The sequence below is a fragment of the Enterococcus hailinensis genome (assembly GCF_045862035.1).
Lineage (GTDB): Bacteria > Bacillota > Bacilli > Lactobacillales > Enterococcaceae > Enterococcus_A > Enterococcus_A hailinensis.
This window is the reverse complement of record NZ_BAAFRV010000003.1, coordinates 184,996-208,941: the sequence shown is the minus strand read 5'-3', so window position 1 is coordinate 208,941 and position 23,946 is coordinate 184,996. Positions and strand designations below refer to the sequence as shown.

General features: G+C 36.3%; 26 protein-coding genes and 1 pseudogene. 8 read left to right on the top strand and 19 right to left on the bottom strand.

Annotated elements, in window-relative coordinates:
- Positions 1-33 precede the first annotated feature (33 nt).
- Positions 34-978 (bottom strand): magnesium transporter CorA family protein, encoded by a 945-nt coding sequence (locus tag ACKTSC_RS04000; protein WP_407856900.1) that lies wholly within the window; start codon positions 976-978, stop codon positions 34-36.
- Between the two features lie 470 nt (positions 979-1,448).
- Here ACKTSC_RS04000 and ACKTSC_RS03995 point away from each other — a divergent pair, with 470 nt between their 5' ends.
- Positions 1,449-2,273 (top strand): manganese catalase, encoded by an 825-nt coding sequence (locus tag ACKTSC_RS03995; protein WP_332580929.1) that lies wholly within the window; start codon positions 1,449-1,451, stop codon positions 2,271-2,273.
- 39 nt (positions 2,274-2,312) lie between these two features.
- On the opposite strand, the gene ACKTSC_RS03990 is transcribed toward ACKTSC_RS03995, so the two are convergent.
- Together ACKTSC_RS03990 and ACKTSC_RS03985 are read right to left on the bottom strand one after the other, a co-directional pair.
- A complete protein-coding gene (locus tag ACKTSC_RS03990) occupies positions 2,313-3,482 on the bottom strand; it encodes a galactokinase (protein WP_407856899.1) in 1,170 nt (389 codons plus the stop codon).
- Position 3,483: 1 nt separating this feature from the next.
- Positions 3,484-4,515 (bottom strand): galactose-1-epimerase, encoded by a 1,032-nt coding sequence (locus ACKTSC_RS03985; protein WP_407856898.1) that lies wholly within the window; start codon positions 4,513-4,515, stop codon positions 3,484-3,486.
- Between the two features lie 245 nt (positions 4,516-4,760).
- Between ACKTSC_RS03985 and ACKTSC_RS03980 the strand changes: the two are divergent.
- Positions 4,761-5,666 (top strand): annotated as a pseudogene (locus ACKTSC_RS03980) (AraC family transcriptional regulator).
- A 14-nt stretch (positions 5,667-5,680) separates the two neighbouring features.
- Here ACKTSC_RS03980 and ACKTSC_RS03975 read toward each other — a convergent pair.
- Positions 5,681-6,757, bottom strand: a complete 1,077-nt coding sequence (locus ACKTSC_RS03975) for an NAD(P)/FAD-dependent oxidoreductase (protein ID WP_407856897.1) — start codon at positions 6,755-6,757, stop codon at positions 5,681-5,683.
- 140 nt (positions 6,758-6,897) lie between these two features.
- Between ACKTSC_RS03975 and ACKTSC_RS03970 the strand changes: the two genes are divergently transcribed.
- Entirely contained in the window at positions 6,898-7,224 is a 327-nt protein-coding gene (locus tag ACKTSC_RS03970) for a PadR family transcriptional regulator (protein ID WP_332580925.1), read from the top strand.
- Between the two features lie 2 nt (positions 7,225-7,226).
- Positions 7,227-8,180: a permease prefix domain 1-containing protein gene (locus tag ACKTSC_RS03965; RefSeq protein WP_407856896.1), complete on the top strand. Its 954-nt coding sequence runs from the start codon at positions 7,227-7,229 to the stop codon at positions 8,178-8,180.
- 200 nt (positions 8,181-8,380) lie between these two features.
- Here the strand turns inward: ACKTSC_RS03965 and ACKTSC_RS03960 are convergent, their stop codons facing one another.
- The 5 genes from ACKTSC_RS03960 to ACKTSC_RS03940 all read right to left on the bottom strand — a co-directional run bounded on the left by ACKTSC_RS03960 (position 8,381) and on the right by ACKTSC_RS03940 (position 12,374).
- Positions 8,381-8,965 carry a DUF1700 domain-containing protein gene (locus ACKTSC_RS03960; protein WP_332580922.1) on the bottom strand — a complete coding sequence of 195 codons (585 nt, stop codon included), beginning with the start codon at positions 8,963-8,965 and terminating at the stop codon, positions 8,381-8,383.
- Positions 8,962-9,276: a PadR family transcriptional regulator gene (locus ACKTSC_RS03955; protein ID WP_407856895.1), complete on the bottom strand. Its 315-nt coding sequence runs from the start codon at positions 9,274-9,276 to the stop codon at positions 8,962-8,964. The genes ACKTSC_RS03960 and ACKTSC_RS03955 overlap by 4 nt, the downstream gene beginning before the upstream one ends.
- Positions 9,277-9,384: 108 nt before the next feature.
- Positions 9,385-10,347 carry a DNA/RNA non-specific endonuclease gene (locus tag ACKTSC_RS03950; RefSeq protein ID WP_407856894.1) on the bottom strand — a complete coding sequence of 321 codons (963 nt, stop codon included), beginning with the start codon at positions 10,345-10,347 and terminating at the stop codon, positions 9,385-9,387.
- A 22-nt stretch (positions 10,348-10,369) separates the two neighbouring features.
- The gene (locus ACKTSC_RS03945) at positions 10,370-10,639 is read right to left on the bottom strand and encodes a hypothetical protein (protein WP_071857201.1); all 270 of its coding nucleotides are present in this window, start codon (positions 10,637-10,639) and stop codon (positions 10,370-10,372) included.
- A gap of 163 nt (positions 10,640-10,802) precedes the next feature.
- Complete coding sequence (locus ACKTSC_RS03940) at positions 10,803-12,374, bottom strand: Nramp family divalent metal transporter (protein WP_407856893.1); 1,572 nt, start codon at positions 12,372-12,374, stop codon at positions 10,803-10,805.
- Between the two features lie 161 nt (positions 12,375-12,535).
- On the opposite strand from ACKTSC_RS03940, the gene ACKTSC_RS03935 reads away from it, so the two are divergent.
- Positions 12,536-12,985 (top strand): hypothetical protein, encoded by a 450-nt coding sequence (locus ACKTSC_RS03935; protein ID WP_407856892.1) that lies wholly within the window; start codon positions 12,536-12,538, stop codon positions 12,983-12,985.
- Positions 12,986-13,016: 31 nt separating this feature from the next.
- On the opposite strand, the gene ACKTSC_RS03930 is transcribed toward ACKTSC_RS03935, so the two are convergent.
- The 5 genes from ACKTSC_RS03930 to ACKTSC_RS03910 form a co-directional block, all read right to left on the bottom strand.
- Positions 13,017-14,546, bottom strand: coding sequence for an ABC-F family ATP-binding cassette domain-containing protein (locus ACKTSC_RS03930; protein WP_332580917.1), 1,530 nt, complete (start codon positions 14,544-14,546; stop codon positions 13,017-13,019).
- A gap of 466 nt (positions 14,547-15,012) precedes the next feature.
- Positions 15,013-15,159, bottom strand: a complete 147-nt coding sequence (locus tag ACKTSC_RS03925) for a hypothetical protein (RefSeq protein ID WP_407856891.1) — start codon at positions 15,157-15,159, stop codon at positions 15,013-15,015.
- A 182-nt stretch (positions 15,160-15,341) separates the two neighbouring features.
- Entirely contained in the window at positions 15,342-15,890 is a 549-nt protein-coding gene (locus ACKTSC_RS03920) for an ECF transporter S component (protein ID WP_407856890.1), read from the bottom strand.
- A complete protein-coding gene (gene thiD, locus ACKTSC_RS03915) occupies positions 15,880-16,698 on the bottom strand; it encodes a bifunctional hydroxymethylpyrimidine kinase/phosphomethylpyrimidine kinase (protein ID WP_407856889.1) in 819 nt (272 codons plus the stop codon). The genes ACKTSC_RS03920 and thiD overlap by 11 nt, the downstream gene beginning before the upstream one ends.
- Before the next feature lie 157 nt (positions 16,699-16,855).
- Positions 16,856-17,389 (bottom strand): PadR family transcriptional regulator, encoded by a 534-nt coding sequence (locus ACKTSC_RS03910; RefSeq protein ID WP_407856910.1) that lies wholly within the window; start codon positions 17,387-17,389, stop codon positions 16,856-16,858.
- Between the two features lie 111 nt (positions 17,390-17,500).
- Here ACKTSC_RS03910 and ACKTSC_RS03905 point away from each other — a divergent pair, with 111 nt between their 5' ends.
- Positions 17,501-18,034: a phenolic acid decarboxylase gene (locus ACKTSC_RS03905; protein WP_332580913.1), complete on the top strand. Its 534-nt coding sequence runs from the start codon at positions 17,501-17,503 to the stop codon at positions 18,032-18,034.
- 38 nt (positions 18,035-18,072) lie between these two features.
- On the opposite strand, the gene aspD is transcribed toward ACKTSC_RS03905, so the two are convergent.
- Entirely contained in the window at positions 18,073-19,674 is a 1,602-nt protein-coding gene (aspD, locus tag ACKTSC_RS03900; RefSeq protein ID WP_332654185.1) for an aspartate 4-decarboxylase, read from the bottom strand.
- 311 nt (positions 19,675-19,985) lie between these two features.
- Here aspD and ACKTSC_RS03895 point away from each other — a divergent pair, with 311 nt between their 5' ends.
- Complete coding sequence (locus ACKTSC_RS03895) at positions 19,986-20,240, top strand: hypothetical protein (protein WP_332580911.1); 255 nt, start codon at positions 19,986-19,988, stop codon at positions 20,238-20,240.
- 32 nt (positions 20,241-20,272) lie between these two features.
- Here ACKTSC_RS03895 and ACKTSC_RS03890 read toward each other — a convergent pair whose 3' ends face one another.
- Positions 20,273-21,007, bottom strand: coding sequence for an ElyC/SanA/YdcF family protein (locus ACKTSC_RS03890; protein ID WP_407856888.1), 735 nt, complete (start codon positions 21,005-21,007; stop codon positions 20,273-20,275).
- Between the two features lie 83 nt (positions 21,008-21,090).
- Positions 21,091-21,354 carry a DUF6442 family protein gene (locus ACKTSC_RS03885; RefSeq protein ID WP_332580909.1) on the bottom strand — a complete coding sequence of 88 codons (264 nt, stop codon included), beginning with the start codon at positions 21,352-21,354 and terminating at the stop codon, positions 21,091-21,093.
- A gap of 203 nt (positions 21,355-21,557) precedes the next feature.
- Here ACKTSC_RS03885 and ACKTSC_RS03880 point away from each other — a divergent pair, with 203 nt between their 5' ends.
- A complete protein-coding gene (locus ACKTSC_RS03880; protein ID WP_407855177.1) occupies positions 21,558-22,172 on the top strand; it encodes a histidine phosphatase family protein in 615 nt (204 codons plus the stop codon).
- 51 nt (positions 22,173-22,223) lie between these two features.
- On the opposite strand, the gene ACKTSC_RS03875 is transcribed toward ACKTSC_RS03880, so the two are convergent.
- Positions 22,224-22,718, bottom strand: a complete 495-nt coding sequence (locus ACKTSC_RS03875) for a GyrI-like domain-containing protein (protein ID WP_332581657.1) — start codon at positions 22,716-22,718, stop codon at positions 22,224-22,226.
- A 71-nt stretch (positions 22,719-22,789) separates the two neighbouring features.
- Positions 22,790-23,752 (bottom strand): GIY-YIG nuclease family protein, encoded by a 963-nt coding sequence (locus ACKTSC_RS03870; RefSeq protein ID WP_332581656.1) that lies wholly within the window; start codon positions 23,750-23,752, stop codon positions 22,790-22,792.
- Positions 23,753-23,946: the final 194 nt, after the last annotated feature.

Genomic DNA, 23,946 nt, shown 5'->3' with positions numbered 1-23,946 from the left:
GATCCTAGCCACTCTTATATTTGAACGAGCCGGCTATTTAGTATAATCTTTTCGTTTTAAATGGATGGCGAAGATAATTGACAAGACAATCGCACATCCGATAACGATAAAAAAGCCCATCTTAGATCCCTCACCTGGCAGACCACCGGTATTCATCCCCCAAATCCCAGAAATCAAGGCCGGAATCGCTAAAACCAATGCAGCTGAATCTAAATATTTCATCAAATGATTCAAATTATTATCCATCATATCACTGAATAATCCGCCGACTGTTTCTAATAAATCACGGTAGATATGGATCAGTTCTTCTGCGTGTGATTGACGCAATTTTATATTGTATAAGAGTTTAGTATCATTTAAATCAGTAGCAAAATCGGTCTCTTCCCACAAAATAGTCAAGGTTTTTGCTTGTCCGCGGAGCGTATGATCCAAGTAGATGACGTCTCGCTGCGTATCTGCTAAACGAAAGAGGGCTTCATTTTCGGTTGTTTTGCGTGCTGCCTGATCCAATTCATCAATCACTTTTTTTACGCGCAGCAATTCTTTAATAAAATGAGCATAAGTCAGGTAAATGACATTGGCACATAATTTATTTAAATCGCTAGTTTCGTTTGAAAAACGTTTAATAAAGCGATCAACAAAATTTGAATTATCTCCTACATAAGTAATGATCAATGCCTCAGAAATAATAAAAATCAACGGTTCTAAACGCTGTTCGATCGATTGATCGGTTTTAGCAGAAAGATTGGTCAACACTAAGATTTTTATATCCCCTAAAACAGGGTTATCCATTTGTTCTAAACGTGAAACTTCTTCTGCTTCATCGCCGCCGATAAAAATGTTTCGGGGCAGTTGGTAGGTAGAGACGATATCTGCTTGCTCACTCTCTGTCGCTTTTTCTAAAACGATCCAGTTTCCTTCATTGGATGAGCTTTTTTGGATGCCTTGTTTATCAGTGATCTCATAATAAGTAATCATTTTGTGAGGTCTCCTTTATAGTTAGTTAATAAGCGGCAGTCGGTGGCTATGAAAGAATTTTTTAGAACAATCTTATACTATCAGCATATAATCGGGTGGTTTTTATGTCAAATAATCAGATATAAACAAGTAGAAAAGAATAATTTTGTTCATGGGCGAGTTTGCTCGGGATATCCGCAGATAAAAATGAGTGCTCAGAAAAATCAACATCCCTAACTGAGTAGCGCTAAACAAATTTTTGCAGTTGATGCGATCACTAACAGGCGCTCGGGATCAATCAAGCATATTCGATCGAGTGTTTTCGCTTTCAAAAAAATATTTTATAGATTAACATAAATTATAGGGGAATATTATTTCTCTAAAGTTTGAACACAGTTATCTTATGTAAAGATGATGAAGTAAATGGACCAACCAGCACGAAGCAAGACCATTTTTAATGGTTGAAAACTCAAAAGGGAGGAATATTATTTATGTTTTTACACAAGAAAGAATTACAATTTGAAGCAAAGCCAGATCGTCCGAATCCAATGGTAGCCAAGTATTTACAAGAGTTGATCGGCGGGCAATATGGAGAAATGAGTGTTGCTATGCAATACTTATTCCAAGGTTGGAGTTGTCGAGGCGAAGAGAAGTATAAAGATATGTTAATGGATATTGCTACTGAAGAAATCGGCCATGTTGAAATGTTAGCAACAATGGTGGCGCGTTTATTAGAAGGTGCACCTGTGGAAGACCAAGAAGCTGCAATGAAAAAAGATCCGGCTATTGGGGCGATTATATCAGGAATGAATCCCCAACATGCTATTGTTGCTGGACTTGGGCCACGACCAGTGGATAGTATGGGAAACCCCTGGAATGCTGGTTATATTATTGCTAGTGGGAATTTATTGGCAGATTTCAGAGCAAATTTAAATGCCGAATCGCAGGGACGCTTACAAGTAGCTCGTATATATGAAATGATCGATGATAAAGGTGTCAAAGATTTGTTGAAAGTTTTATTAGCTAGGGATAGTTACCATCAAAATCTTTGGGCTTGTGCCGTTAAAGAGTTAGAAGAAAAAGAAGGAACGATATTAGTCCCGAGTACTTTCCCGCGTGAAGAAGAACGCTTAGATATCGCTTATGATTTTTATAATTTTTCTGAAGGTGAAGAGAGTAAAAAAGGTTCTTGGGCATCCGGCGAAGCGCTAGATGGACAAGGGGAATATCGATACTTCAAAGAACCTAAGATTGAAGGAGCAGCTCCGAAATTAGAGGCAGTAACACCAAAAATGTATGGAACGCCTAAAAAATAATAATAGCGCCTTTTAACGAATTCGTTAAAAGGCGCTATTTTAATTTATTTTTGCAGTTCCTGGACCAATATGGGCGACATAAAAAGCGGGCGCATAACCAATTGCTTGTGTGTAAATATCATGAACATTTTTTTTGAAAGCGGGAATCGCTTCTTCATTAACTAAGGCGATGGCACAACCGCCAAAACCAGCACCCGTCATTCGAGCGCCTAAAACATTGGGTTGTTTTTGTGCCGCTTCTACTAGAGTATCTAATTCTATTCCAGTTACTTCGTAATCAAAACGAAGTGAATGATGAGAGGCATTCAATAGTTTTCCAAATGCACCCAAATTCCCTTGAACTAATTCTGTTTTTGCTAATAAGGTTCGTTGGTTTTCAGTGACAGCGTGGCGTGCTCGGCGAATGAGTGTTTCGTCACCAATCAAGTAACAATTTTTTTCAAAAGTCTCTGTATCTAAAGCGCCTAAAGAGGGGATCGCTAATGTTTGTTGCAATCGTTCCAATGCCTCTTCACATTGACTTCGACGTTCATTGTATTTTGAGTCGGATAATTCACGGCGTTTATTTGTATTCATAATGACAATGGCATAGTCATTTAATTCAACAGGGACCATTTCATAATCTAGTGTATTCGTATCTAATAAAATCGCATGGTCTTGTTCACCAAAACCCACTGCAAATTGATCCATAATACCGGAATTTACCCCGATAAATTCATTTTCTACTTTTTGTCCAAGCTGAACGAGAGTTAAACGATCAATGGTCAAATCAAATAAATCTTCAAGCATCACTCCGACTAAAAGTTCTAATGAAGCACTGCTAGATAGTCCAGCACCATTTGGAATGTTGCCTTCGATCAATAAATCAAAGCCATGATCGATTGAATAACCTGCTTGTTGGACTTTTAAAATCATCCCTTTGACATAATTCGCCCAGTTGTCTTTTTTATCATAAGTTAGTTGATCGATTTCAAAACGGATCACTCCGAGTTCTTCAAAATTGTTTGAGTAGACCGAGACTGTTTTATCTTTTCTTGGGGCGGCCACTCCATAGGTCCCATAGGTGATAGAAGCGGGAAAAACGTGTCCACCATTATAATCGGTATGTTCACCGATCAGGTTGATCCGACCAGGAGAAAAATAATGATTACTTTCGTTAACTGCGTAAAGATCTAAAAATTTTTCTTTCAAAGTAGGGATGATGTCCATCTTAATCGACTTCTTTCATAATTATTTTGAAGCGTGTAGTAGTTTCATAAGGTTGATCAGCTGTTAAGCTGATTGAACCGAAAGCTGGAAATTGTTCTGCTCCTGGAGCTGTTTGCGTTTCAAAAGTGATACCGCCATGATCAGCTAAAGTTTTTCCATGCATTTCCGGTGTATCTTCACCAAAATTAGCTGTGAAAATAACGATACTTGATGCATCTGTAAACACTTCTAACGTGATTAAACCGTCTGGACTAGTTAATCTAGCTGCACGTTCTTGTAAAATTGAATTGTCCAAGAAGAATGGATGGTCGATACCATTGAATAATTCTTTTTGGTCAAAGTTACTTGAAAATACTGTATCCAACGTTTTAGCAACTTGGAAATCAAAAGCTGTATTTGTCACGGCTACTTTTTCTCCAGTCGGGATACTGTCGGAACGTAATGGTGCATAGTAGCTACTATTTAACCATAACTGGTGGTGATCGATTGGTTGAGTTACATCACCAGTCAAATTAAAATACACATGATTTGTCGGATTAAATAAAGTTGGTTGATCGCTAATCGCTCGGGTAGTCAGCTCCCAAACATTTTCTTCGGTCAAAGTATAGCGAACTTCGACTGTTAAATTACCGGGAAAACCGTGTTCGCCATCAGGACTAACAGTAGAAAAAATAATTGAAGCGGTATCGGCAGTTTCTTCGATTTGATAGGTCCATTTTTTTGATTCAAATCCAGGTTTGCCACCATGTAAGCAGTGACCGTTTAATGGATCTGTTGCTACTTGGTAATTCATTTTCCCTAATGAAAAGTGACCGTTTTCAATTCTTCCCGCAACACGACCAACCGTAGCGCCAATGTATGGATCTTTTGTCAAATATTCTTCGGCAGAATCAAAGCCTAATACTAATTCGCGCTCTTTTCCTAAACGTACGATTCGAGCACCTAAGTCAGTTGCTGACAGATGAAAACCCGCTTCATTTTCCAGCGTGATCAAACGGTACCCTTGTCCAAATTCTTTTTCTGTAATATGCATCAAAAAAACCTCTCTCTTATGTTAAATAATCCGCTCATAATGATTTTAACGATTAAAAGGGCAGCTGACAAGGAACAACTGATCGCTAATTCTAAGGATTAAGGATAAAACAATTTTAACAAGAAAAGGCTTACTTGGAAATGACTGGATGTGGCACCTATTTAACTTTTTGTTGCATAAAGGTATATATTTTAAAATGATATAATAGAAATAAAGAATAACGGCTAAAAATTTGGGAGGATAAGATGGAACAAGCAATCTTTTTAAAAAATAATATCCAGCATTTTGATAGTAAGTTGCATTTTGATTTTTGCGGTGTCTCAAAGACATTTCCGTTCCATGCGTTTGGGCCTTCTGTTCGATCAAATTATATTTTGCACATCGTTTTAGCAGGTAAGGGAGTCTATCACGTCAAAGATAAAAAATTTACTTTGAAAAAAGGAGATTTATTTTTGATTCGACCAGGAGAATCAACGTTTTATTTAGCGGATGGCTCAGACCCTTGAATCTATTGCTGGCTGTCATTTGGTGGGCCGGAAGCAGATCAAATCATGAAACAGTCTCCTTTTAAAGAAAATCAATATACGTTAACGTCAAAAAAAAGTGAACGCTATTTAGCTCTTATTTTAGAATGTCTTTCGTACAATCAAGAAACCCGAACCGATGAATTAAACTTAACAGCTTTAGTTTATCGTTTTTTAGCGGAGTTGTTGGCAGATGGTGGCAGTCCGCAAAAGGCAGAGCGACAAAAATACTCACCCATTGCAATTGAGGCGATCAAATATATCGAAAAGAATTATGAACAATCTTTGATCGTTGGGGATGTGGCAAAAGAACTAGCAGTTGATCGTAGTCATCTTTCACGTATTTTCCATGAGCATGTCGGTATGCCGATCAAACAATATATTTTAGCAGTGCAAATCAATCGGGCGGCTTATTTATTATCCATGACTAATGAATCCATCGAGTTAATTGCTGAAAAGGTTGGCTTTAAGAGTCTGGTTGTTTTTAGTCGTAGTTTTAAAAAGTTGACTGGGGAAACAGCTTCGGCATATCGGAAACGAATGAACGCTGATGAGTTTACAATTGCATCTTTAGATCAATTAAATCAACAATTAGAACAACAAATGATTGTTCGCCGAGCAACTTAAGAAGCGTTGGATGATTAATCCAACGCTTCTTTTTTAATATAGGTAGACAATTCTTTTTTGTACATTGCCCAGTTTTTTTGACCGGTGTTCAAGTATTGTGCTAATAGATAACCGATATATGGCCCAGTGGTCAAGCCGGAAGAACCTAATCCGCTAGCGACGATTAATTGGTCATTCAATTGGCCAAAAAAAGGTGCAAAGTCCGATGTATAAGCACGTGTGCCTACACGATAATGAAAAGGTTGATTAAATAAATAATCTGGATCTATTAAAAATTTTTTTGCGCTTTGTGTTAGTTGTGTAAAAGCTTCTTTGGTTGGTTCTAAGTCCCAAGCGGCATTATTTTCATGGGTAGCGCCTAATAAAATTTTACCATTCATAAAGGGGATCAAATCGGCCTCGCCATCCAACATTGCTACAGGATATTCGCTACTCATTTTAACTGAAGTATCAAACACTAAAAGTTGGCCTTTTTGTGGCCGAAGATCTACTTGATAACCTAGCGGAGCTAATAAATTTTTTAATTGAGGACCAGCCGTCAAAATAATTTGGTCAAATTTTTCTAATTGTTCAGTTAATATTACACGTTTAGTAATTAGGTTAATCCCTTTTTTTTCAGCTAAATGTTTTAAATGGATCAAATAAGCTTTACCGTCTAAACGACCGCCGCCACTAATCTTGACCGATGGAACGGCCTTTAATAAAGGTAGCGCATGCTGGGTTTGTTCTCCTGACAACCGTTCGATTTGACCTAATTCCGGAGCGGATAATTTACGTTGTTCTGCTAATTCAATTAAAGCATCCAACTTTTCTGCCGGCCGAATAATCAGTGTACCGCTTTTTTGGTAAATTGTTTGATTCAGGTGGAAATCTTGAATTAATTTTGGGAAAAAAGCTGCCCCATCCTTTGCAAGATGGTACCATTTTTGATTTCTTCTTTTGGAAAGCCAAGGGGAGATGATTCCCGCACTAGCTCCTGTCGCTTGCCCAGTCGGTTCATCAAACAAGGTGACTTGGTATTTATCGGTATCTAAATAATTGGCTAGCGTCATTCCGATAATTCCGCCGCCGATAATAGCAATTTTTTTCAATTGGCTCACTTCTTTCTTTTATTAAATTTTGCCATAGTCGTTCATACATTTCAAATAAATACTTTTTTTACTTTACCTGTCGTAGTAATTATCGTACAATGATTACAACGACAGATGAAGTAATTTTAGGAGGTGGCAGAATGATTTCAAGTGATGGGATTCGCGGTTACAATGATGTAATCATTTTGTCAGTATTAAAAGAGGGCGACTCATATGGTTATGCGGTCTCTCAAAAAATTCGCGATATCAGCGAAGAAATCTATGTCATTAAAGAAACTACGCTTTATTCGGCGTTTAATCGGTTAGAAAAAAATGGTTATATACAATCCTATCCTGGAGAAGTTACTCATGGGAAAAAAAGAACGTATTATCATATCACCGATAAAGGACTCGATTTTTTGACCGAAAAGAAGAATGAATGGCAGCAAACTAAAAAAGTAGTCAATCGATTTATGAAAGAAGGGTAACTATGGAAACAATTAAAAATTATTTAGCTACGCTATTTCTGGAATTTCCTAATACGCCAGAAGTTCAACGAGCAAAACAAGAAATTTTAACAATCATGGAAGATCACTATTTAGCTTTGATCGAAGAGGGTAAGAGTGAACATGAAGCCATCGGTCAAGTAATCAGTGAATTTGGCTCAGTTGATGAATTGCGCGAAATGTTACAAGTCGATGAAACTCTCGCCGATGAGGCTGAATTTGAAAATGAGATTGAGGAATCAGAAATGGTCACGTATTTAACTCATCGTAGAAAAGATACGTTAGGATTAGGTTTAGGAATCAGCGGATGCCTATTAGCAGTGGGAGCATTGATTGGTTTCAGTATTAGCGGGACAGAAATGTTAGGCTTGTTATTATTCTTTGTAATTTTAGCAATCAGTATTGGTTTTATCATCTACAATGGTATGCAACTATCCAAAAATGGTGCCGTTTTGAATGATCGATACGTTCCATCGAGTTTAGGGCGAGTAGCAACAAAAATGAAAAATGAGTATCAAAAAAGTTTTCAAATCAGCTTAGTTTTCGGAATATGTTTGTGTGTACTAAGTATCGCACCAATTTTATTTTTTCAACTATTTACGTATGCTGAATATGGTATTCCGGTAATGTTCTTCTTTATAGCAAGTGGTGTATTTTTGATTGTATACGGTAGTGTCAATTATACGAGTTTTGATAAATTTATCGATGCAAAGTATTTTATTGCGGACGAGGATGAACCGGGACCAAAAGCTATGTATGAAAAATATGGTTCGGCTGCATCGAGCAAACACTTGCTTGCTCGAATTTATTGGCCGATGGTCATTTTAATCTATTTTGGTTGGTCGCTTCTAACGGGATCATGGAGCTACAGTTGGATAATTTTTGTTTTTGCAGGAATCATGTACAGTGTCTTAGAAGCAATTTTTATAAAAAAGTAGTATAAAAAATACGCAGCCTGTGAGTATAAGGTTGCGTATTTTTTCTTATCGTTCGATATGAATAACGTCATACCAGTGTCTTTGGTGATAATCAAAGTAGCGATTTGCTGAAAAGCCAGACAATGCATATCCTAGTAACGTAAAAAATAACCCAGCTCCAATTAAATACATGGCAACTTTAGGGATTAAATGTTTTGTCTTCATACTTCCACGACCTTTCGTTGAAAAATATTTCGGCGAATAATGTTCATCAATTTTTGATGCATTTCGATAAATACAGCACTGAATTTGTATGTGAGCCACATACATAACAAGCCAAATCCAAAGAGCAGCATGCCCATTCCCAACTGGGTGACACCCATGAATAATGAGTCAAGCAAAACAAAAGGACTGGCAAAGGCTGCGATAGCGCCGCCGATGATTGTCCCGGTTGCTAAGCAAGCACCAGTAAAAGGTAGACACCAAATAAGAATATCGACACTAAGCAATAATAAAAAAATAGTCAATGCAATACTGCCCCATAAAGGAAAACCTAAAATTAAGAGGATGATCCATAACCAATGAAGCTTTTTAGAAACTTTCATTTCTTGAGGAACGCCGGCTGCTTCAAGTGCTAATTTTTGAGGATCGCCCAATTTTGCTACTGCAGCTTGTTCAGAATAGCCATCTTCCATCAAGTCCAAAATCATTTCATCATAATAGTCAATCAAACGATGGACCTCGCTTGGTCGTACTTCATAAGCTAAATAATTGCTCAACTCTTTAATAAATTCAATTCGATTCATTTTTTTACACCCCTTTTAATATACTGATGAACAGTTTCAACCTCATGCCACTCTACTAAAAAATTTTCGATACTACTCAATCCACATTCTGTTAGATGATAATATTTTCGCAACCGACCGTTATGAATTTTAGAATACGTAGTCACTTTCTTATTATTTTCCAAACGTTTTAAGATGGGATATAGTGTCGATTCTTTTAGTTCGATTTGAGTGGGAATCTCTTTGATAATCTGATATCCATAAGAATCAGCATCGATCAATGAGGCTAAAACACAATATTCAATCATTCCTTTTTTTAATTGACTATCCAATAACAACACCTCTTTATACCTCATACTATACATTACATAGTATAAAGAAAAAATAGGACTTTAGGCCGATAAAAAAAACTCCTTGAAGTAAATTCAAGGAGTTTACGATTATTTTGCTGCGCGATAGCCAGCTTTTTTTGCTTCAGCAACTGTTTTGAACATTTCTTTTGGATTGGTTGTTTTGTCGTAATATTTACTACCTGGGAGGTGATAGACACCACTATTGGAACCCTTAATCAATCCATTGCCATTACTATCGACATATTCTTGCTCAGCAGTCGAAGTATTAGCGGCAGTTGTAGAACTTGTTGCAGGGCTAGTCGTGGCTGTCTGCGAGCCTACTTGCTGAGTATTTTTTGTGATCGTACTGGTACCATCAACATAATTCAGTGTTACGCCATCTTCCACATTGAAAATATAAATATTAAATTGAATCTCATCACTATCGATTGATTGAGCCATCATATGCACACCGCGAGCTAAAAGTTCATCTCCGCGAAAAATAGGTGTGACCGAATAGCGTACATAATTTTTAGTGCTTTTTTCTAAATAATATTTGACATCCATTTCAAATCGCAACATTTCGGGACTATTCAATTGACGGGTACCTGTGATCAAATTTTTCCAGTTGGCATTTTCACCGGTCAACTGATAGCCAATCAAATGCGATCGATTGAATAAATATTGACCATTTACTTTTTTACTATGCCAACCTGTAGGTGTAACGCTCGAAATTTCACCGCGTTTTCCTGTAGGCATTAACTTTTTATTTAAAAGTGCTTCTGCGCCAGTAGCGCGATTCAAATTATCTAAATCATTGTACTTGTCCCAAGGCCCATTAGCGGTGGAAAGGTCTGATTGAGAAAAAGTTGGTTTATTTTGATTGATTTCAATTGTTTGGGTGCCATCATAATTCAGATTTGCCAGATCTTGTTGGGCGGAAATTGTTTGGGTTTGTTTTGTTGTAGATGAGGCGTTTTGTGTTGACTCGTTCGTGTGTTTCGCTGAACACGCAGCGAAACTAGCTACTGCAATAACAAGTACAGCAACTAGTTTAGATTTTTTTAACAAGGGTACTGCTCCTATTCATTTATTATTCAGGTGCGCCAATAATTTTGATGTATTCGTCTGGATTCATAATCTCAAAATGTTTAGCGACTAATTGATTCCGTTTGTTTCTTCGTCCCATAATGTGGATCATATATTTGTTTTCAGGGAGTCGAAAAACATAGCTAGACAGGTAACGATCTTTGATCAAGACCTCTGTTTTACTTTCTCCATCGCTCATAATCAATAAAGACATCATTATAGGTTTTTCCTGTAACAAAATGGTCTTTTCCAATAAACCGCGATATTCTTCCAAAAAATCACTTCCTTTAAGTCTGTAAATTGATTTTAGCATTTTTAACTGATAAATGCTCTGATTAAGGAAAAACTCCTGTTAATTTTTGTAATATAAAATAGAGGAAGACTTATTTATCTTATAAAATAGGAAAAGCAGAAATCAAATCGATTTCTGCTTTTTACTATTCGGACAGGTCTTCCTCTAATTTTTTTGTTTCGAGTGCTACGCGTTTATTGCCTCGATAAAGATCGACGATTGTCCAAGCTAATAAGGCGAGAACACCAGCAATTAATACATAAGCAATCGTGTCAGCAGTATCGATTTCTAAAGCAGAGGGATGATCTCCGAAGAACCCCTCGATTTGGCTAGGCAAACCAATTAGATTCAAATACGTCAAACCAATCACTGAAATCCATCCAAGCAATTGAACAATGCGGTTATTTCTAAAACGTTCACCCATTTCTACTTTGCTGCTGGTCATCATTAACAGCGGCAGCATAGAGAAGGGAAGGGCGAAAGCTAAAAACACTTGCGAATTGTTCATTAAATTATTTAAAGCCTCATGTTCTTCGATTACTGTATTACCACGAGTAAGTAAGACACAAATGAGAACTGGAACGACTGAAATTAATCGAGTGACTAATCGACGGAGCCAAATAGGCATCCGCATATGAATAAAACCTTCCATGATTACCTGTCCTGTTAATGTCCCAGTAATCGTAGAATTTTGACCAGAAGCTAGAAGAGCGACTGCAAAAAGTGTCGATAAAGCGCCCGTTTTTGCAACATTCATCAAAATACCATTACTCATAGTTGCAGGATTTGATAAGGCTTCATACAGGCCAAAGAATGACGGATCTTTCACGGTTCCCGTTTTGAAGACTGCAACCCCCATAACCAATAATAAGGCATTGACTAAAAAGGCCAAAGACAATTGGATATTTGAATCCCAAGTGGTGAAGCGGACAGCATTTGCAACCTCTTCTTCATCATTATGATCGACTTCTCTAGTTTGAGAAACGGCTGAATGAAGATATAAGTTATGAGGCATCACAGTCGCGCCGATGATACCGAGTGCACCAGTCAAGGGTGTTTGCCCTCCGATAGCAGGAGAATCAGCAAATGTTTCGCTCGTTGGAACAAACCCTTTGATCACTTCACTCCAATCAGGATTGGATAACGCGACTTGATAGATGAAAACAAAGAGAATAACAAAAATTAAACAAACGACAATCGCTTCAATTTTTCGAAAACCGATTTTTGTTAATAGTAATAACAAGAAAACATCTAAGACAGTGATAAAGACAGCGATAACTAATGGAATATTAAAAAGTAGATACAGTGCAATTGCTGCGCCGATTACTTCCGCAATATCTGTCGCCATAATAGCAAGCTCCGTCAAAATCCAAAGTACGATGCCTAACCCTTTACTTGTCCGAGCTCTGATCGCTTGTGCTAGGTCCATCTGAGTAACGATTCCTAGTTTTGCGGCCATGTACTGTAAAAGCATTGCAACTAAACTTGAAAGCAAAATAACTGACATTAATAGATACTGGAAGTTTTGCCCTCCAGTGATTGAAGTAGACCAGTTACCAGGATCCATGTAGCCTACAGCAACTAGCGCTCCTGGTCCTGAATAGGCTAAAAGTGTTCGCCAAAAACTTTTACCATTTGGTACTTTGATGGTTCCGTTGACTTCTTCTAATGAAAGTCCATTTGTATGTTCGAGAATGGGACGTTTTTTTGTACTCAAGTGATTCCCACCTTTCTATTTCTTTTCTACGATGCCATCATACACCCAATGATAGGAAAATGAAAGAAAAAGATTCGGTATGCCTAAAATTTTTAAAATGCAAAATTCTTTCAGGAATAAATTCTTTGCATTACACTGATATAAAAGGACGAGGTGAGTCGATGAGAACTTGGCACAAACAATTAGATGGTACCTGGGAAATCAAAGGCACAACATTTCCGATGTGGTTATCTGAAAAACGGAAAAATCCGCGGATTACTTATAAGCAACTTGATAAAAATTCGATTGAATTACTAGATCTGGTGGAATATGAGTCAAAAAATAAAACAAAAAAAATCAAAGGGACCGATCGTGTTTCTGATAATCAATTTGTTTGGCGTGGAATCGGACCTTTAAAAATTTTAAGCAGTCGTTGGCAGGTGGTGACGATCAAAGGGGATGTAATGGTAATTCGATTTGAAAAATCATTAGTAACACCTGCCGGAATCGATGTCTTAGTCAGAAAAGGCAGTCAAATTCCGGATTTGATGGAAAGAATTCTGACGAATTATGAAGCTTTTGGTTTGAGTAAAACGGAAAAGAATGAACTTCAATGGCTAAATGATAAATAAAAAAAACTTCCCAAACTTGGGAAGTTTTTTTTTATTGACTGATTTCAATAACGCGGTCGGTCCAATCCTGATAGAAACCCTCTTCATGGGATACAACGATTACGGTACCAGCAAAGTTCGCTAAGCTTTCACGCAAACTGTCTTTTGTACTTTGATCGATATGGTTTGTTGGTTCATCCAAAATCAATAAATTTCCTTTTTGCATGGTCATTTGACAAAGTTTTACCTTAGTTTGTTCACCACCGCTAAGAGTGCTTAAAGGTTCTTGTGCCAATTGATTTGGTAAACCCGCTTTAGCTAAATGTTTACGTAATTCTTTGACCGGTTCTTTAGGGAAATGATCGCTTAAATATTGTAAAGGCGTTTGAAAGGGATTTTCCCATTGTAAGTCTTGTTCAAAATAATTAACCGTAGTATTTGCTGGAAAATGAAATTCACCAGCTAGTTTAGGAATCATTCCGATAAGCGTTTTTAATAATGTAGATTTACCAATCCCGTTAAATCCGCGAATCGCGACTTTTTCACCATATCTCAATGTAATATTGATAGGAGATAGTAAAGGTTTTTGGTAACCAATTTCTAAATCGGTCGTTTCTAAGGCTAGCGTTGTCACAATTGGTGTATAAGGGAAATCAAACTGAGCAACTGCATTTGAAGAAGGGGGTGTTAGACGTTCGACCTTATCCAATTGTTTTTGACGACTTTTAGCCATCGTTGAACGAGAGCCCGCTTTATATTTGCGGATATAAGCCTCTGTTTTTTCGATCTGGCGTTTTTGAGCAGCATATTGTTTCATATATGTTTCTTGGAATTGTTCTTTTTGTTTCAAAGCTTTGGTTAAATTACCTGTATATTTGGTTAACTTTCCAAATTCGATATCTGCAATATGAGTAGTGATTTGATTTAGAAAATCACGGTCATGAGAGATCACAATAAAGGTTCCAGTGAATTCTTGTAGAAACTGACTTAACCAAGCTACGTGCTCATCATCTAAATGGTTTGTTGGTTCATCAAGAATTAAAACATCAGGTTTCTCAAGTAATAATTTTGCTAAAATCAATTTGGAACGTTGACCGCCACTTAAATCTTCCAAGGCTGTATCCATACCTAAAACATCTAGGCCAAGACCACTACTCATTTCAGCAATCAATGTATCGATTTGATAAAAGTCTCCTTGGTCCAATTCTGTTTGTAAGCGACCAGCACGCTCTAATAATTTATCATCCATCGATTCACTATATTCCATATATAGATCACCAATTTTTGCTTCTTTAGCAAAGTCAGCGGCATAGGCAGTTTTTAAAAAGTCCTTGATTGAAAGAGTGGGGTCGACTTCTACGTATTGATCTAAATAACCTACGTGGATATTTTTTTGCCAAGCAATTGTACCTTCATCGGGTAATTGTTCTCCCGTAATAATTTTGATTAACGTACTTTTTCCGGCACCATTTTGTCCGATCAGACCAAGGTGCTCGCCTTTATTTAAATGTAATTCTAGTTCTTCATATAAAATTTTATCACCAAATTGTTGGGTGATTCCGTTTAAGTCTAAGATACTCATGTTTCTCCTACTTTCTTACTCAAAACCTCATCATCTAATAAAAAAGGAGGTTAGTCAAGTAAAATCATAACTGAGCAGAAAATAGGTAAGTAATTAATCCAAGAATAAAATCAAATAATCCCAAAAATGTGTCAGAAAGTACTCTAAAAAGTTGATGTAATAAATCGAACATAAAGGCCTCCTTAGCTAAAAAGTTGATGGAACCAGTCAATTGGATAAATAGTTAGGACAAGAGTGGCTTTAGCTAACAAATAACTTAGTGCGAAAAAAGGAACTAATAGTTTTTTCATCATGAAGTGAACCTCCTAGTGTTTTTTTTAAGTTTAACTGAGATCAAAAATTTAAAACATGGATTAGGCATAAAGAAAACGAACAGTTATGTAAGATAATCAAAATAAAAAAGCCTCCGCTTTATTTTCAGCAGAGGCTTTTAACTATAACTATCAATCATTGCAGGAAACACTCCTTAAACAGATTTTTTTAAATCATAAATTGCTTGTTCAATCGTAATTCCGCTTCCTTGATGTCCGGTATCCGTTGAATAAACGATAAAGATATTATCAGCTAAATCAAATGTTACCCGGTAATTCATTTTTTGATCAAAAAACGTCATAAACTTTCTCCTTTCAAAGGTAATAATATTTTACATAAAAAGTATATCACATTAAAAAATAATAATAAAACAAAAATATAAAGATTAAATTAAAATTTGGATCAATAAAAAAGTAAGCAGCTAAGTCATGATAACTTAGCTGCTTACTTTTTTTGCCCCTGCCAAGGATACTTAGTATACCATTAAATAGGTTGATTGTGAAAAATTCTTTCCATTGCATGTCTTAAGGGGAAAAAGACTAAACTTACTATTAAAATAGTTGAAAAAATGTTGATTACGGTTGCCGGCATTGTTGCGATTGCTGCAAAGAAAGCAGGTGTTAATTGGGCACCAGCAATAAGCCCCATCACGGTTGCTTTAATGACCGACATAATAAATTTCGCAATACCTGCAAAAATACCGATAATTACAATTTGATAAATCTTTGTTGGTTTTCTTTTGAAAACGGCGAAGGCCAAAAAGGCAGCAGCACCTACTACAAAACTTTCAAGTAAAAAATAAGGGGCTTCAGTAGCATAGCCATTTAAAATATCAAAAATGAAAAAGCCAATTCCTCCAGCAAGCGATCCTTGCCAATAACCAATCAGTAAAACAGCTAGTAAGACGATAGCATTTCCAAAGTGGATGAAAGCACCAGTGGGTAAAGGAATCTTAATCATTGTCCCAATAAAAGTCAATGCCGCGAACAGAGCGATTAATACAAGATTTTGGATTTTATTATCATTTGTCATTTGAAAACTCCATTCTATTTTCTCCATGTGTGTAAGCGCCGTGCCAGACATGTCCCACATATGGATTGATTTGCTCACCTAATTTGATAGCAGCTTGAACAAAATCGATCGCATGCTGAATCGATTGATCAATTGAGGCATCTTTAGCGATCCCAGCCGTGATTGCTGCCGCAAAAGTACAACCCGCGCCATGATTATACGGGGTATCGATTATTTGATGTGGATAGGTTTGAAAAGTGGAGCCATCATAATGAAGATCAAGTGTTTCAGTTTGACTTAACCGAGCACCGCCCTTAATCACAACGTGTTTTGGTCCCAGTAAAGCTATTTTTTGGGCTGCTTTACGCATTTGTTGTTCCGAAGATAATTCCCCAAGTTCTGATAGGATCCCAGCTTCACGCAAGTTTGGGGTAGTCACTAATGCTTTTGGCAATAATGATTTTTGTAATGCTTGAACTTGCTGATTCCCAATAAAATCTGGGGTACCTTTTCCACCAATCACGGGGTCAACGATCAACGGTGTAGAAAAAGGGAGGTGACTGGCAACGAGTTCAATAATTTCTTGCGACGGCAATAACCCGGTTTTGATCGCATCAACACTTCCAGCAAAGACAGAAGCCAATTGCTCTTGCAACCATTCAAGCGGTAAGACTCTTAAATGGTGATTTCCGGTCGTAGGATCTAAATTTACAATGGAAGTAATGGCTGTAAGGCCAAATGTTCCATATTCTTGGAATGTTTTTAAATCGGCTTCTAAACCACCGCCGCCAGTCGCATCTGATCCAGCAATTGTCACAACTTTTTTCATTTTATTCACCTCGAAGAATTGATTTTTAATTAGCATAGCTGTTAATTCACTATTTTTAAACTGCCAATTGGCTTTATTTTAAACCCGCCAATTTTAAAAAATACAAAAAGCATAGAAATTGTTTCTATGCCTTTACTTTTCTATAAAAATAGAAAGATTAATCCCTTTTCAAACATTCTAACCAGTTTAAATATTCTTCTTCACGATGGATAGCGTGCATCAAAATCAAATAATGGCCATAATTTTCTTGGATTTCTTCTTCCGAAAACACGATTTGTTTTCTTTGTTTTAAGTGCTCTAACTTTTTTGAATGTAATTCTATCTGTTGTTGGATCATTTCTGGCAACCGTTTATCATCCATGCTCTTAATAAAATAGAGCTTCAACACGAATTCATCTTTATTTACGGGAAGATCAATTAAAGGTTCTTTTAACCATTCATTTAAGACCCTTTTTCCATCGTTAGTTAGGGAATAGACTTTCTTTTCTAATTTAGTTCCAACAACTTCTGTTTGAAAATCAATTAAGTTTTTTCGAGTCAACTTAGAAAGCTCTGGATAGATCTGACTGTGTTTGGCTTGCCAAAATTCACCAATTTCAGTTTGAAAAGCATTTTTTATCTCATAGCCCGTATTGGTACCATTTTGGATCATTCCTAAAATAATGTATTGTAAAATATTTTTTTGAGCGATTTTAAACACGTCCCTTGACATTCGTTAAAAATTATTTTAACATAATCACGTAATCGAAAACATGTAATTAATTACATGTATATATTAATTTAATTTATTGGAGGAATCATCATGAAAGAATTTAAAACTTTAGCAGATTTTGTTGGAACTCATTTTATTTATACGTATGATAATGGTTGGGAATATGAATGGTATGCAAAAAATGATCATACAGTCGACTATCGAATTCATGGCGGAATGGTTGCCGGACGTTGGGTCAAAGATCAAGAAGTTCAAATGGATATGTTAACAGAAGGGGTATACAAAATTACTTGGACTGAACCTACTGGTACAGATGTTGCTTTAGATTTCCTTCCAAATGAACAAAAATTACATGGAACTATTTTCTTTCCTAAATGGGTGGAAGAACATCCTGAAATTACGGTAACATTCCAAAATGAACACATTGATGAAATGTTAGCTGCTAGAGAAAAATATGAAACTTATCCAAAACTAGTTGTTCCTGAATTTGCTAAAATCACTTATATGGGTGAAGCTGGGGTAGACAATGAAGATGCTATCAGTGAAGCCCCATACGAAGGAATGCCCGAAGATATTCGCACAGGAAAATATTTTGACGAAAATTATCGTCGTATCAATAAATAAAAAAATCTCCTTTCTATTAATATAGAAAGGAGATTTTTTTATTTTGTTTTCATCCATTGATCACGGATGCTGTCTGTTAAACGGATTATCCGTTTTCCTACTTCGGGGTATTGATTTGTGGCTAAGTTCGCTAAAGAGACACGAACAGCCCATTCACTACTACCGAAAGCATTGGCTTTTAGTAGCATCAATTGTTCTTTTTCAGCTAGTGAAGTCAAGACTTTTGTGACAGTCCATTTATTTTTTAGATAGTCGGCAAAAGCATTCCCGTAACGTTTACGACTCCAATCTTCATAATTGATTTCACAATAATAAGCGGTATCCAAATCTTCTAAAGGTTCTTGTAAGCCTAACGTATGGAATAATAATTTTTCACGTTGACGGCAAATATCCATCACTTCTGCTTTGTAGGCTTGCCCTTCATCTAAAAGACTATAGAGACTAAACATCACCATCATCACTTGTTGAGGAGCAGATAAGCCGGAAGCGTGATTTAAAGCAACATCACGACTGTCAGCAACAATTCGATCAACAAACGTGATCGTAGTTGGATCAGCGGTCAAAGAAGCGTAACGTTCATTTAGTTGTTCAATATTTTCTTTAGGTAAGTTAGCGATCAATTCATCAAATAAATTATGCTTGGCAACAGCAATCGTTCCTACACGCCAACCAGTAGCACCAAAGTATTTTGAATAAGAATAAATACACGCAGTATTGTAAGGTAATTCAGAAAAAAGAGAAGTAAAAACTGGAACAAAAGTGCCATACACATCATCTGTTAGAATCATCAATTCTGGATTATCAGTCGAAACGATATCTTTCAGCAGGTCAATTGTTGGTTGTGCTAGAGCATTCGCTGTTGGATTGCTAGGGTTGACTACAAAAACAGCCTTGATATCGGAATCGCGTAATTTATTGATTTCTTCATCAGGGTATTGATAGGTCATTTTTCCATCAACCATTGTTTGTTTCGCTTGGACTTTGACGATCTCAAAAGCATATTTCGGTAGCTCAGGAATTTCAAGATAAGGAGCAAATGTAGGCAGCATTAAAGCAATTTTATTGCCGCGATTCAATAAAAAATTGTTCAGCAGTGTGTCAAAGATATAACAAATACCAGCAGTTCCGCCTTCTACAGCAAAAACATCAAAAGGGATTGTGCTATTTGAAAAAAGTTCTTGGTTTAGATAAGCTTTGATAGGTGCCTCACAGGCAGTGAGACAACGTACAGGATTAGGATAATTGTCACCAATAATATGATCTAAGATATCCGTTAACCAAAGTTCTTTAGGCATTCCTAAGAAATTATTATCTGAAAACCAGATTTTTTTTAAAAAGTCAGCACCTTTGCTAGGATGATTTTGTAGAAAATCAACGAAACGTTGTCCGCGAGTCGCATCAGACTGAATCATTCCGGCAGTTAATTCGCCTGTACCGTATAATGTTTCCTGTGTAGCAAATTGTCCCAAGAGAAAAAAAGCTTCTCGGGGAGTAGGCGCTGTCCAGTTAGGATTTCCCCGGCCAGCATTTAAAAGATTGGTGACATTTTTATTTTCATGAATTTTTTGTTCTAAAAAAAGACTTAGTTCGAAAGGACTTAATTCTTCTAGGGCTTGCTCTGTAATTGTCGACACAAACATGACTCCTTTTATACTTTATTATAATCATAGTAACGAGAATTGTTTTTATTACAGCGTAAATACGCTTAAAGTTTATGAGAAAAATTCTGTAAAAATCCAAAGAAATAAGAAGCGTTTTCTTTTAGATTAGATTAGAAAGCCTCGTCTAAAAGGTTTTGTAGCGCTTACTAAATTCTTAGAAATCAATTTAGTCTTTTTTAAACAGATATCCGACTTCCGACCCATGAAAAACAAACGATTTTATTGCATAATGATCAAGAAGTTATAAAAAGTAAAATTAATTCAAAAACATAAATAAAGGAGTGAAACAAATGGAGCAATTATTAGCGATTGCATTTATAGCATTACTGATTTTCTTTGTTGTAAAAGTAGGTTCTATTCTGTGGCGGATCGCCGGTGTGTTGTTTTTGCTATTTATTATTTATATCTACAAAGATCAGATGCTTACACAGGTACAAAATTTTGTAGCTAACCCTGATTTTGGTGGTATTTGGCAAAATTTAGCAAATTTTTTCAGTAACGTTTTTGATAAAGTAACTAGCTTTTTAGGTACTGTGATCGAATAAGCAAAGAAGTTCTCTAGGGAGAGCTTCTTTTTTTATCTGCGATTGCTGCCGGTCAAATATTTTTGGCAACGCTGATAACTCAAGAGAACGTCATCCGGCAGTTCTACATGCGGGATATAGTTGGTGCCCTTTGGTCCATAGCCTTGTTCGTTGTCTTGCAGTCTGCGAATTTCGCCTAAAGTTAATGAAAGAAAGTAATCTGTTTGCCACCAACTATCCATTTCGGCATTTTTAAAGTAAGGTCGCCCATCAAAAGCAAGCAATACAGGCTTTTCGAAAATCAATGAGTGGATAGCACTCAATGGTAGTTCCCATTCTTTGCTAAAGGTTAAATGTGTTCGTTTTTGAACGAGAGGATCTTGGACTAGCCAAAAATTTTCGGGACGAGCAGTTTCAAATAAATCACGGGAGAAACGAGCATTTTCACCAGTATTGCTAGAATGTGTTTCTAATAATTGGAGAACCTCTCGAGAACAATAATTAGAGAAAATCTTTTGCATGATTTCAGCTTCAGACAATAACGGCCAGTCTGGCTGAACTAAATTTGGAATGTGTTTTTCGGCATTGGCGATCAAAGGAGCAGTCCCATGGCCTCTACCACCAACAAAAACAACTTGTTTGATCTCTTTATGGTCTTCACAAAATTTGGCTGCTGAAACGATTAAAGATATTAAACTATTCCCGGCGATGACCAATGTATCGGAATAAAAGCTGGGAGTTGGGGATGTGGTGGTTAAATAATCAACTAGAACTTCAAAATCAGACATAGGAACCTCCAAAAAAATAAGTAATTTAATCTATGATAACAAAGGCAAACAAATAAAAAAACCGTCAAATTATTTGACAGTTTTCAGAATAAGTATTTGATAAAAAAGAAAATACATAAGACCAGTAGACCGACGGCGGAGACTAACCAGCTCGTTTGTTTTATCCAAATAAATTTACCGTAGCAAAAAGCTGCGCCAGCGCCTGTGAGTAAACTAAAAAGATCCATGATTTCATGATGTTCAATCACACGGGCAATCATCAATATGCTAAAAAGGATGAGACTAAAAATACCTGAGGTAGCTAAGGCTAAATCGGTACTTGTTTGTGCTCGTTTTTCTTTTTCCATCAAGTAACCTCCAATAATAAATTATTTTTTACAAAAAATAATAGGGTATCAAATAGATAAGAGCATATAATATTGTTTTTTCTTAATTTCATTATAAATGAATCCGATTACAAAGTCACTGATTTAAAAGCAGTTAAAAAGTTAAAAATGAGAGAAGAACTATAAGATGTTAGTGTATACTAGTCATTGAAAGAGGTGAGTGTGTGACACTTTTTTATTTTATTAGACATGGAAAAACAGAAATCAATGCTGAAGGCCGCTTTAACGGTGGAACAGTAGATTCTCCATTGGTTCCCGAAGGAATCGAGGCAACAAGGAGAATCGCACAACATTTGAAAGATGTTGCTTTTGATGCAGCTATATCCTCGCCGCAAATGAGGGCGCAGACAACGGCGAAGATCATTTTAGCTGATCAGAAGAAGGCCCCCGAACTAACCATTGTTGAAGGCTTAAGAGAAATGCGGTTAGGTGATTGGGATGGTAAAAAAATTACTGAGATCACTGGTAAATATCCGGAAGATATAAATCATTATCGAACACGCCCAGATTTATTCGATTCAAAAAAATTTCATGGAGAGTCTTATGCTGAATTAATCGAACGGAGTAGACAAGTAATCAAAGAGATCACTCATCAATACCCAAATGGAAATGTTTTAGTTGTAAGCCATGGAATTTTATTGATGGCATTATTAAATACATTAAAAGGGATGACCCTAGCTGAAATTCGTGAAGGTGGCATCGTAGATAACTCAAGTCTAACGATTATGGAATTTGATGATTCTAAGATTGATTTTCATGCATGGGGTGAGACCTTCTAATCCCGAAAAAAGCATCCTCGCTATTGAGGATGCTTTTTTGGTTTAGTAGGATTAATCATTAAATAAATCTTTGCGTTTTTTACGAAAGGCCAACTCGATCATTGTTTCTTGATCAGCTAGGGGCACAGAAGCATCCGTCAAATAGTATTCATAACTACGGTAAGTAAAAATGCCATTTTCTTGCTTGATAGCTTCAATCAATTCTTTATATGAATCCGTCAGATCATCATAATCACCGATATAAAGCGTTCGTACTGCTTGATAGCTTGGAAGCAAGTAACTCTGGAATTTTTCAGTTGAAGGCAGTTCTTTGTTGATGGGAAATCCAATTTCAATTTCTAATAATTCATCTTTCGGTAGTCCAGATTCATCAAGATTTAAATATGAAATAAATGGTGTCCCGATTAACTCAGCACCATTCTTTTGGATATATTCTAATAATTCTACAAAAGAAGTACCAATAAAAGTAGGTAGAAATTCATGTGCTATATGGGTAGATGTTGAGACGACGAGCTGCTCTGGTTTTGTAATTTTTTCAATTTGCATAAGTATCCTCCATCGTATGATGCTATTACATTATTGTATCAATTAATGAAATCGAATACAAACTAGAATGATTATTCTAGAGGGTCAAAAGCTGATAAATCGCCATGGCGATTCAAATAATTAAAAAAGATGGGAAATAAGTCAACATCTGCTTTTTCTAAGTATTTTTTTGAGTCGAGTTGTTGCCAATCCTTTAAAGGAATTCTCTTTTCTAATCTTTTTTTTGCTTGTTGCATCGAAGGACGTCGCTTATAAACGATTCGATTCAATATTTCTCCTTTAGCATATAGATAGCAATAAAATTTACCTTGTTCAGGAAGGATGCCGACAAATCTTTTATTCTGCATAATCTGAAGGATTTGCTTATTTCGACGTAAAAAGCGTTGAACGGTCAAATATTTTTGCCACCACTGTGCGGATGCTTCATAATCTTCTCTTTGATTTGCCGCTTGGACCCGTTCTTCAATGCGTGTCAGCAAGGCAGTAGAATTACCTATCAAGGTAGCCTTAATTTCTTTTATTCGTAAATCAAATTCCTCTTCTGGAGATATATTCTGGTAATTTGCCACGATGCCAGCGGCATATTTTAATGGACCATCCAAACGGTATACGCTATTGATAATCTCTTTTATTTCTTTGATTTTACTCTCTTTGTAAAAAGGCCCTAATACTAAACCTTTTTCAGACCAGTCACTTACAACATTTAAATACGGCGAGGATTCGATAAATTGAAAATATCCGTAGCTCTCATAATAGTTCATCATTCGGTTGTATCGCGGGCGGAATTGATGAATCAGCAGGCATTCTAATAGTAGTGCATCAAATTCCGTGTCAACCAATTCAATATCAAAATCATCAATCGAACGGACCATATCGAGAACTTTTTTTGAATGTTGCGAATTTTTTATAAAATAAGAACTAACACGTTGTTTTAGATTTTTAGCTTTGCCAATATAAATAATTTCACCTTTACTATTTTTCATTTTATAAACACCAGGTGTTTGAGGCAATGAACGTATTTTTTCTTTCAGCATAAGGAACCTCCAGCTAGAAACAGTCAATCTTTTACAGTACTTTAAAAAGACTTTTGTTTATTTTTAATTCTTATGAGACTATATATAAAGGTCATTAAACTTATTTTTATCGTTCGTACAAAAAAATAATACGAAAAATAAAAAAAGCGGGGCTATAAATTAAGTCGTTCTATTTAGTGTGTGTTATAATTAGT

What these genes read in the sequence shown, in the direction of transcription:
- ACKTSC_RS03970 (WP_332580925.1), top strand. Translation starts at nt 6,898, where the DNA reads ATGATTTCAAGTGATGGGATTCGCGGTTACAATGATGTAATCATTTTG.
- ACKTSC_RS03985 (WP_407856898.1), bottom strand. Translation starts at nt 4,515, where the DNA reads ATGCATATTACAGAAAAAGAATTTGGACAAGGGTACCGTTTGATCACG.
- thiD (WP_407856889.1), bottom strand. Translation starts at nt 16,698, where the DNA reads ATGAAAAAAGTTGTGACAATTGCTGGATCAGATGCGACTGGCGGCGGT.
- ACKTSC_RS03965 (WP_407856896.1), top strand. Translation starts at nt 7,227, where the DNA reads ATGGAAACAATTAAAAATTATTTAGCTACGCTATTTCTGGAATTTCCT.
- ACKTSC_RS03885 (WP_332580909.1), bottom strand. Translation starts at nt 21,354, where the DNA reads ATGGAAAAAGAAAAACGAGCACAAACAAGTACCGATTTAGCCTTAGCT.
- ACKTSC_RS03870 (WP_332581656.1), bottom strand. Translation starts at nt 23,752, where the DNA reads ATGCTGAAAGAAAAAATACGTTCATTGCCTCAAACACCTGGTGTTTAT.
- ACKTSC_RS04000 (WP_407856900.1), bottom strand. Translation starts at nt 978, where the DNA reads ATGATTACTTATTATGAGATCACTGATAAACAAGGCATCCAAAAAAGC.
- ACKTSC_RS03920 (WP_407856890.1), bottom strand. Translation starts at nt 15,890, where the DNA reads ATGACAAATGATAATAAAATCCAAAATCTTGTATTAATCGCTCTGTTC.
- aspD (WP_332654185.1), bottom strand. Translation starts at nt 19,674, where the DNA reads ATGTTTGTGTCGACAATTACAGAGCAAGCCCTAGAAGAATTAAGTCCT.
- ACKTSC_RS03905 (WP_332580913.1), top strand. Translation starts at nt 17,501, where the DNA reads ATGAAAGAATTTAAAACTTTAGCAGATTTTGTTGGAACTCATTTTATT.
- ACKTSC_RS03925 (WP_407856891.1), bottom strand. Translation starts at nt 15,159, where the DNA reads ATGACGTTTTTTGATCAAAAAATGAATTACCGGGTAACATTTGATTTA.
- ACKTSC_RS03935 (WP_407856892.1), top strand. Translation starts at nt 12,536, where the DNA reads ATGAGAACTTGGCACAAACAATTAGATGGTACCTGGGAAATCAAAGGC.
- ACKTSC_RS03930 (WP_332580917.1), bottom strand. Translation starts at nt 14,546, where the DNA reads ATGAGTATCTTAGACTTAAACGGAATCACCCAACAATTTGGTGATAAA.
- ACKTSC_RS03875 (WP_332581657.1), bottom strand. Translation starts at nt 22,718, where the DNA reads ATGCAAATTGAAAAAATTACAAAACCAGAGCAGCTCGTCGTCTCAACA.
- ACKTSC_RS03995 (WP_332580929.1), top strand. Translation starts at nt 1,449, where the DNA reads ATGTTTTTACACAAGAAAGAATTACAATTTGAAGCAAAGCCAGATCGT.
- ACKTSC_RS03890 (WP_407856888.1), bottom strand. Translation starts at nt 21,007, where the DNA reads ATGTCTGATTTTGAAGTTCTAGTTGATTATTTAACCACCACATCCCCA.
- ACKTSC_RS03960 (WP_332580922.1), bottom strand. Translation starts at nt 8,965, where the DNA reads ATGAATCGAATTGAATTTATTAAAGAGTTGAGCAATTATTTAGCTTAT.
- ACKTSC_RS03990 (WP_407856899.1), bottom strand. Translation starts at nt 3,482, where the DNA reads ATGGACATCATCCCTACTTTGAAAGAAAAATTTTTAGATCTTTACGCA.
- ACKTSC_RS03895 (WP_332580911.1), top strand. Translation starts at nt 19,986, where the DNA reads ATGGAGCAATTATTAGCGATTGCATTTATAGCATTACTGATTTTCTTT.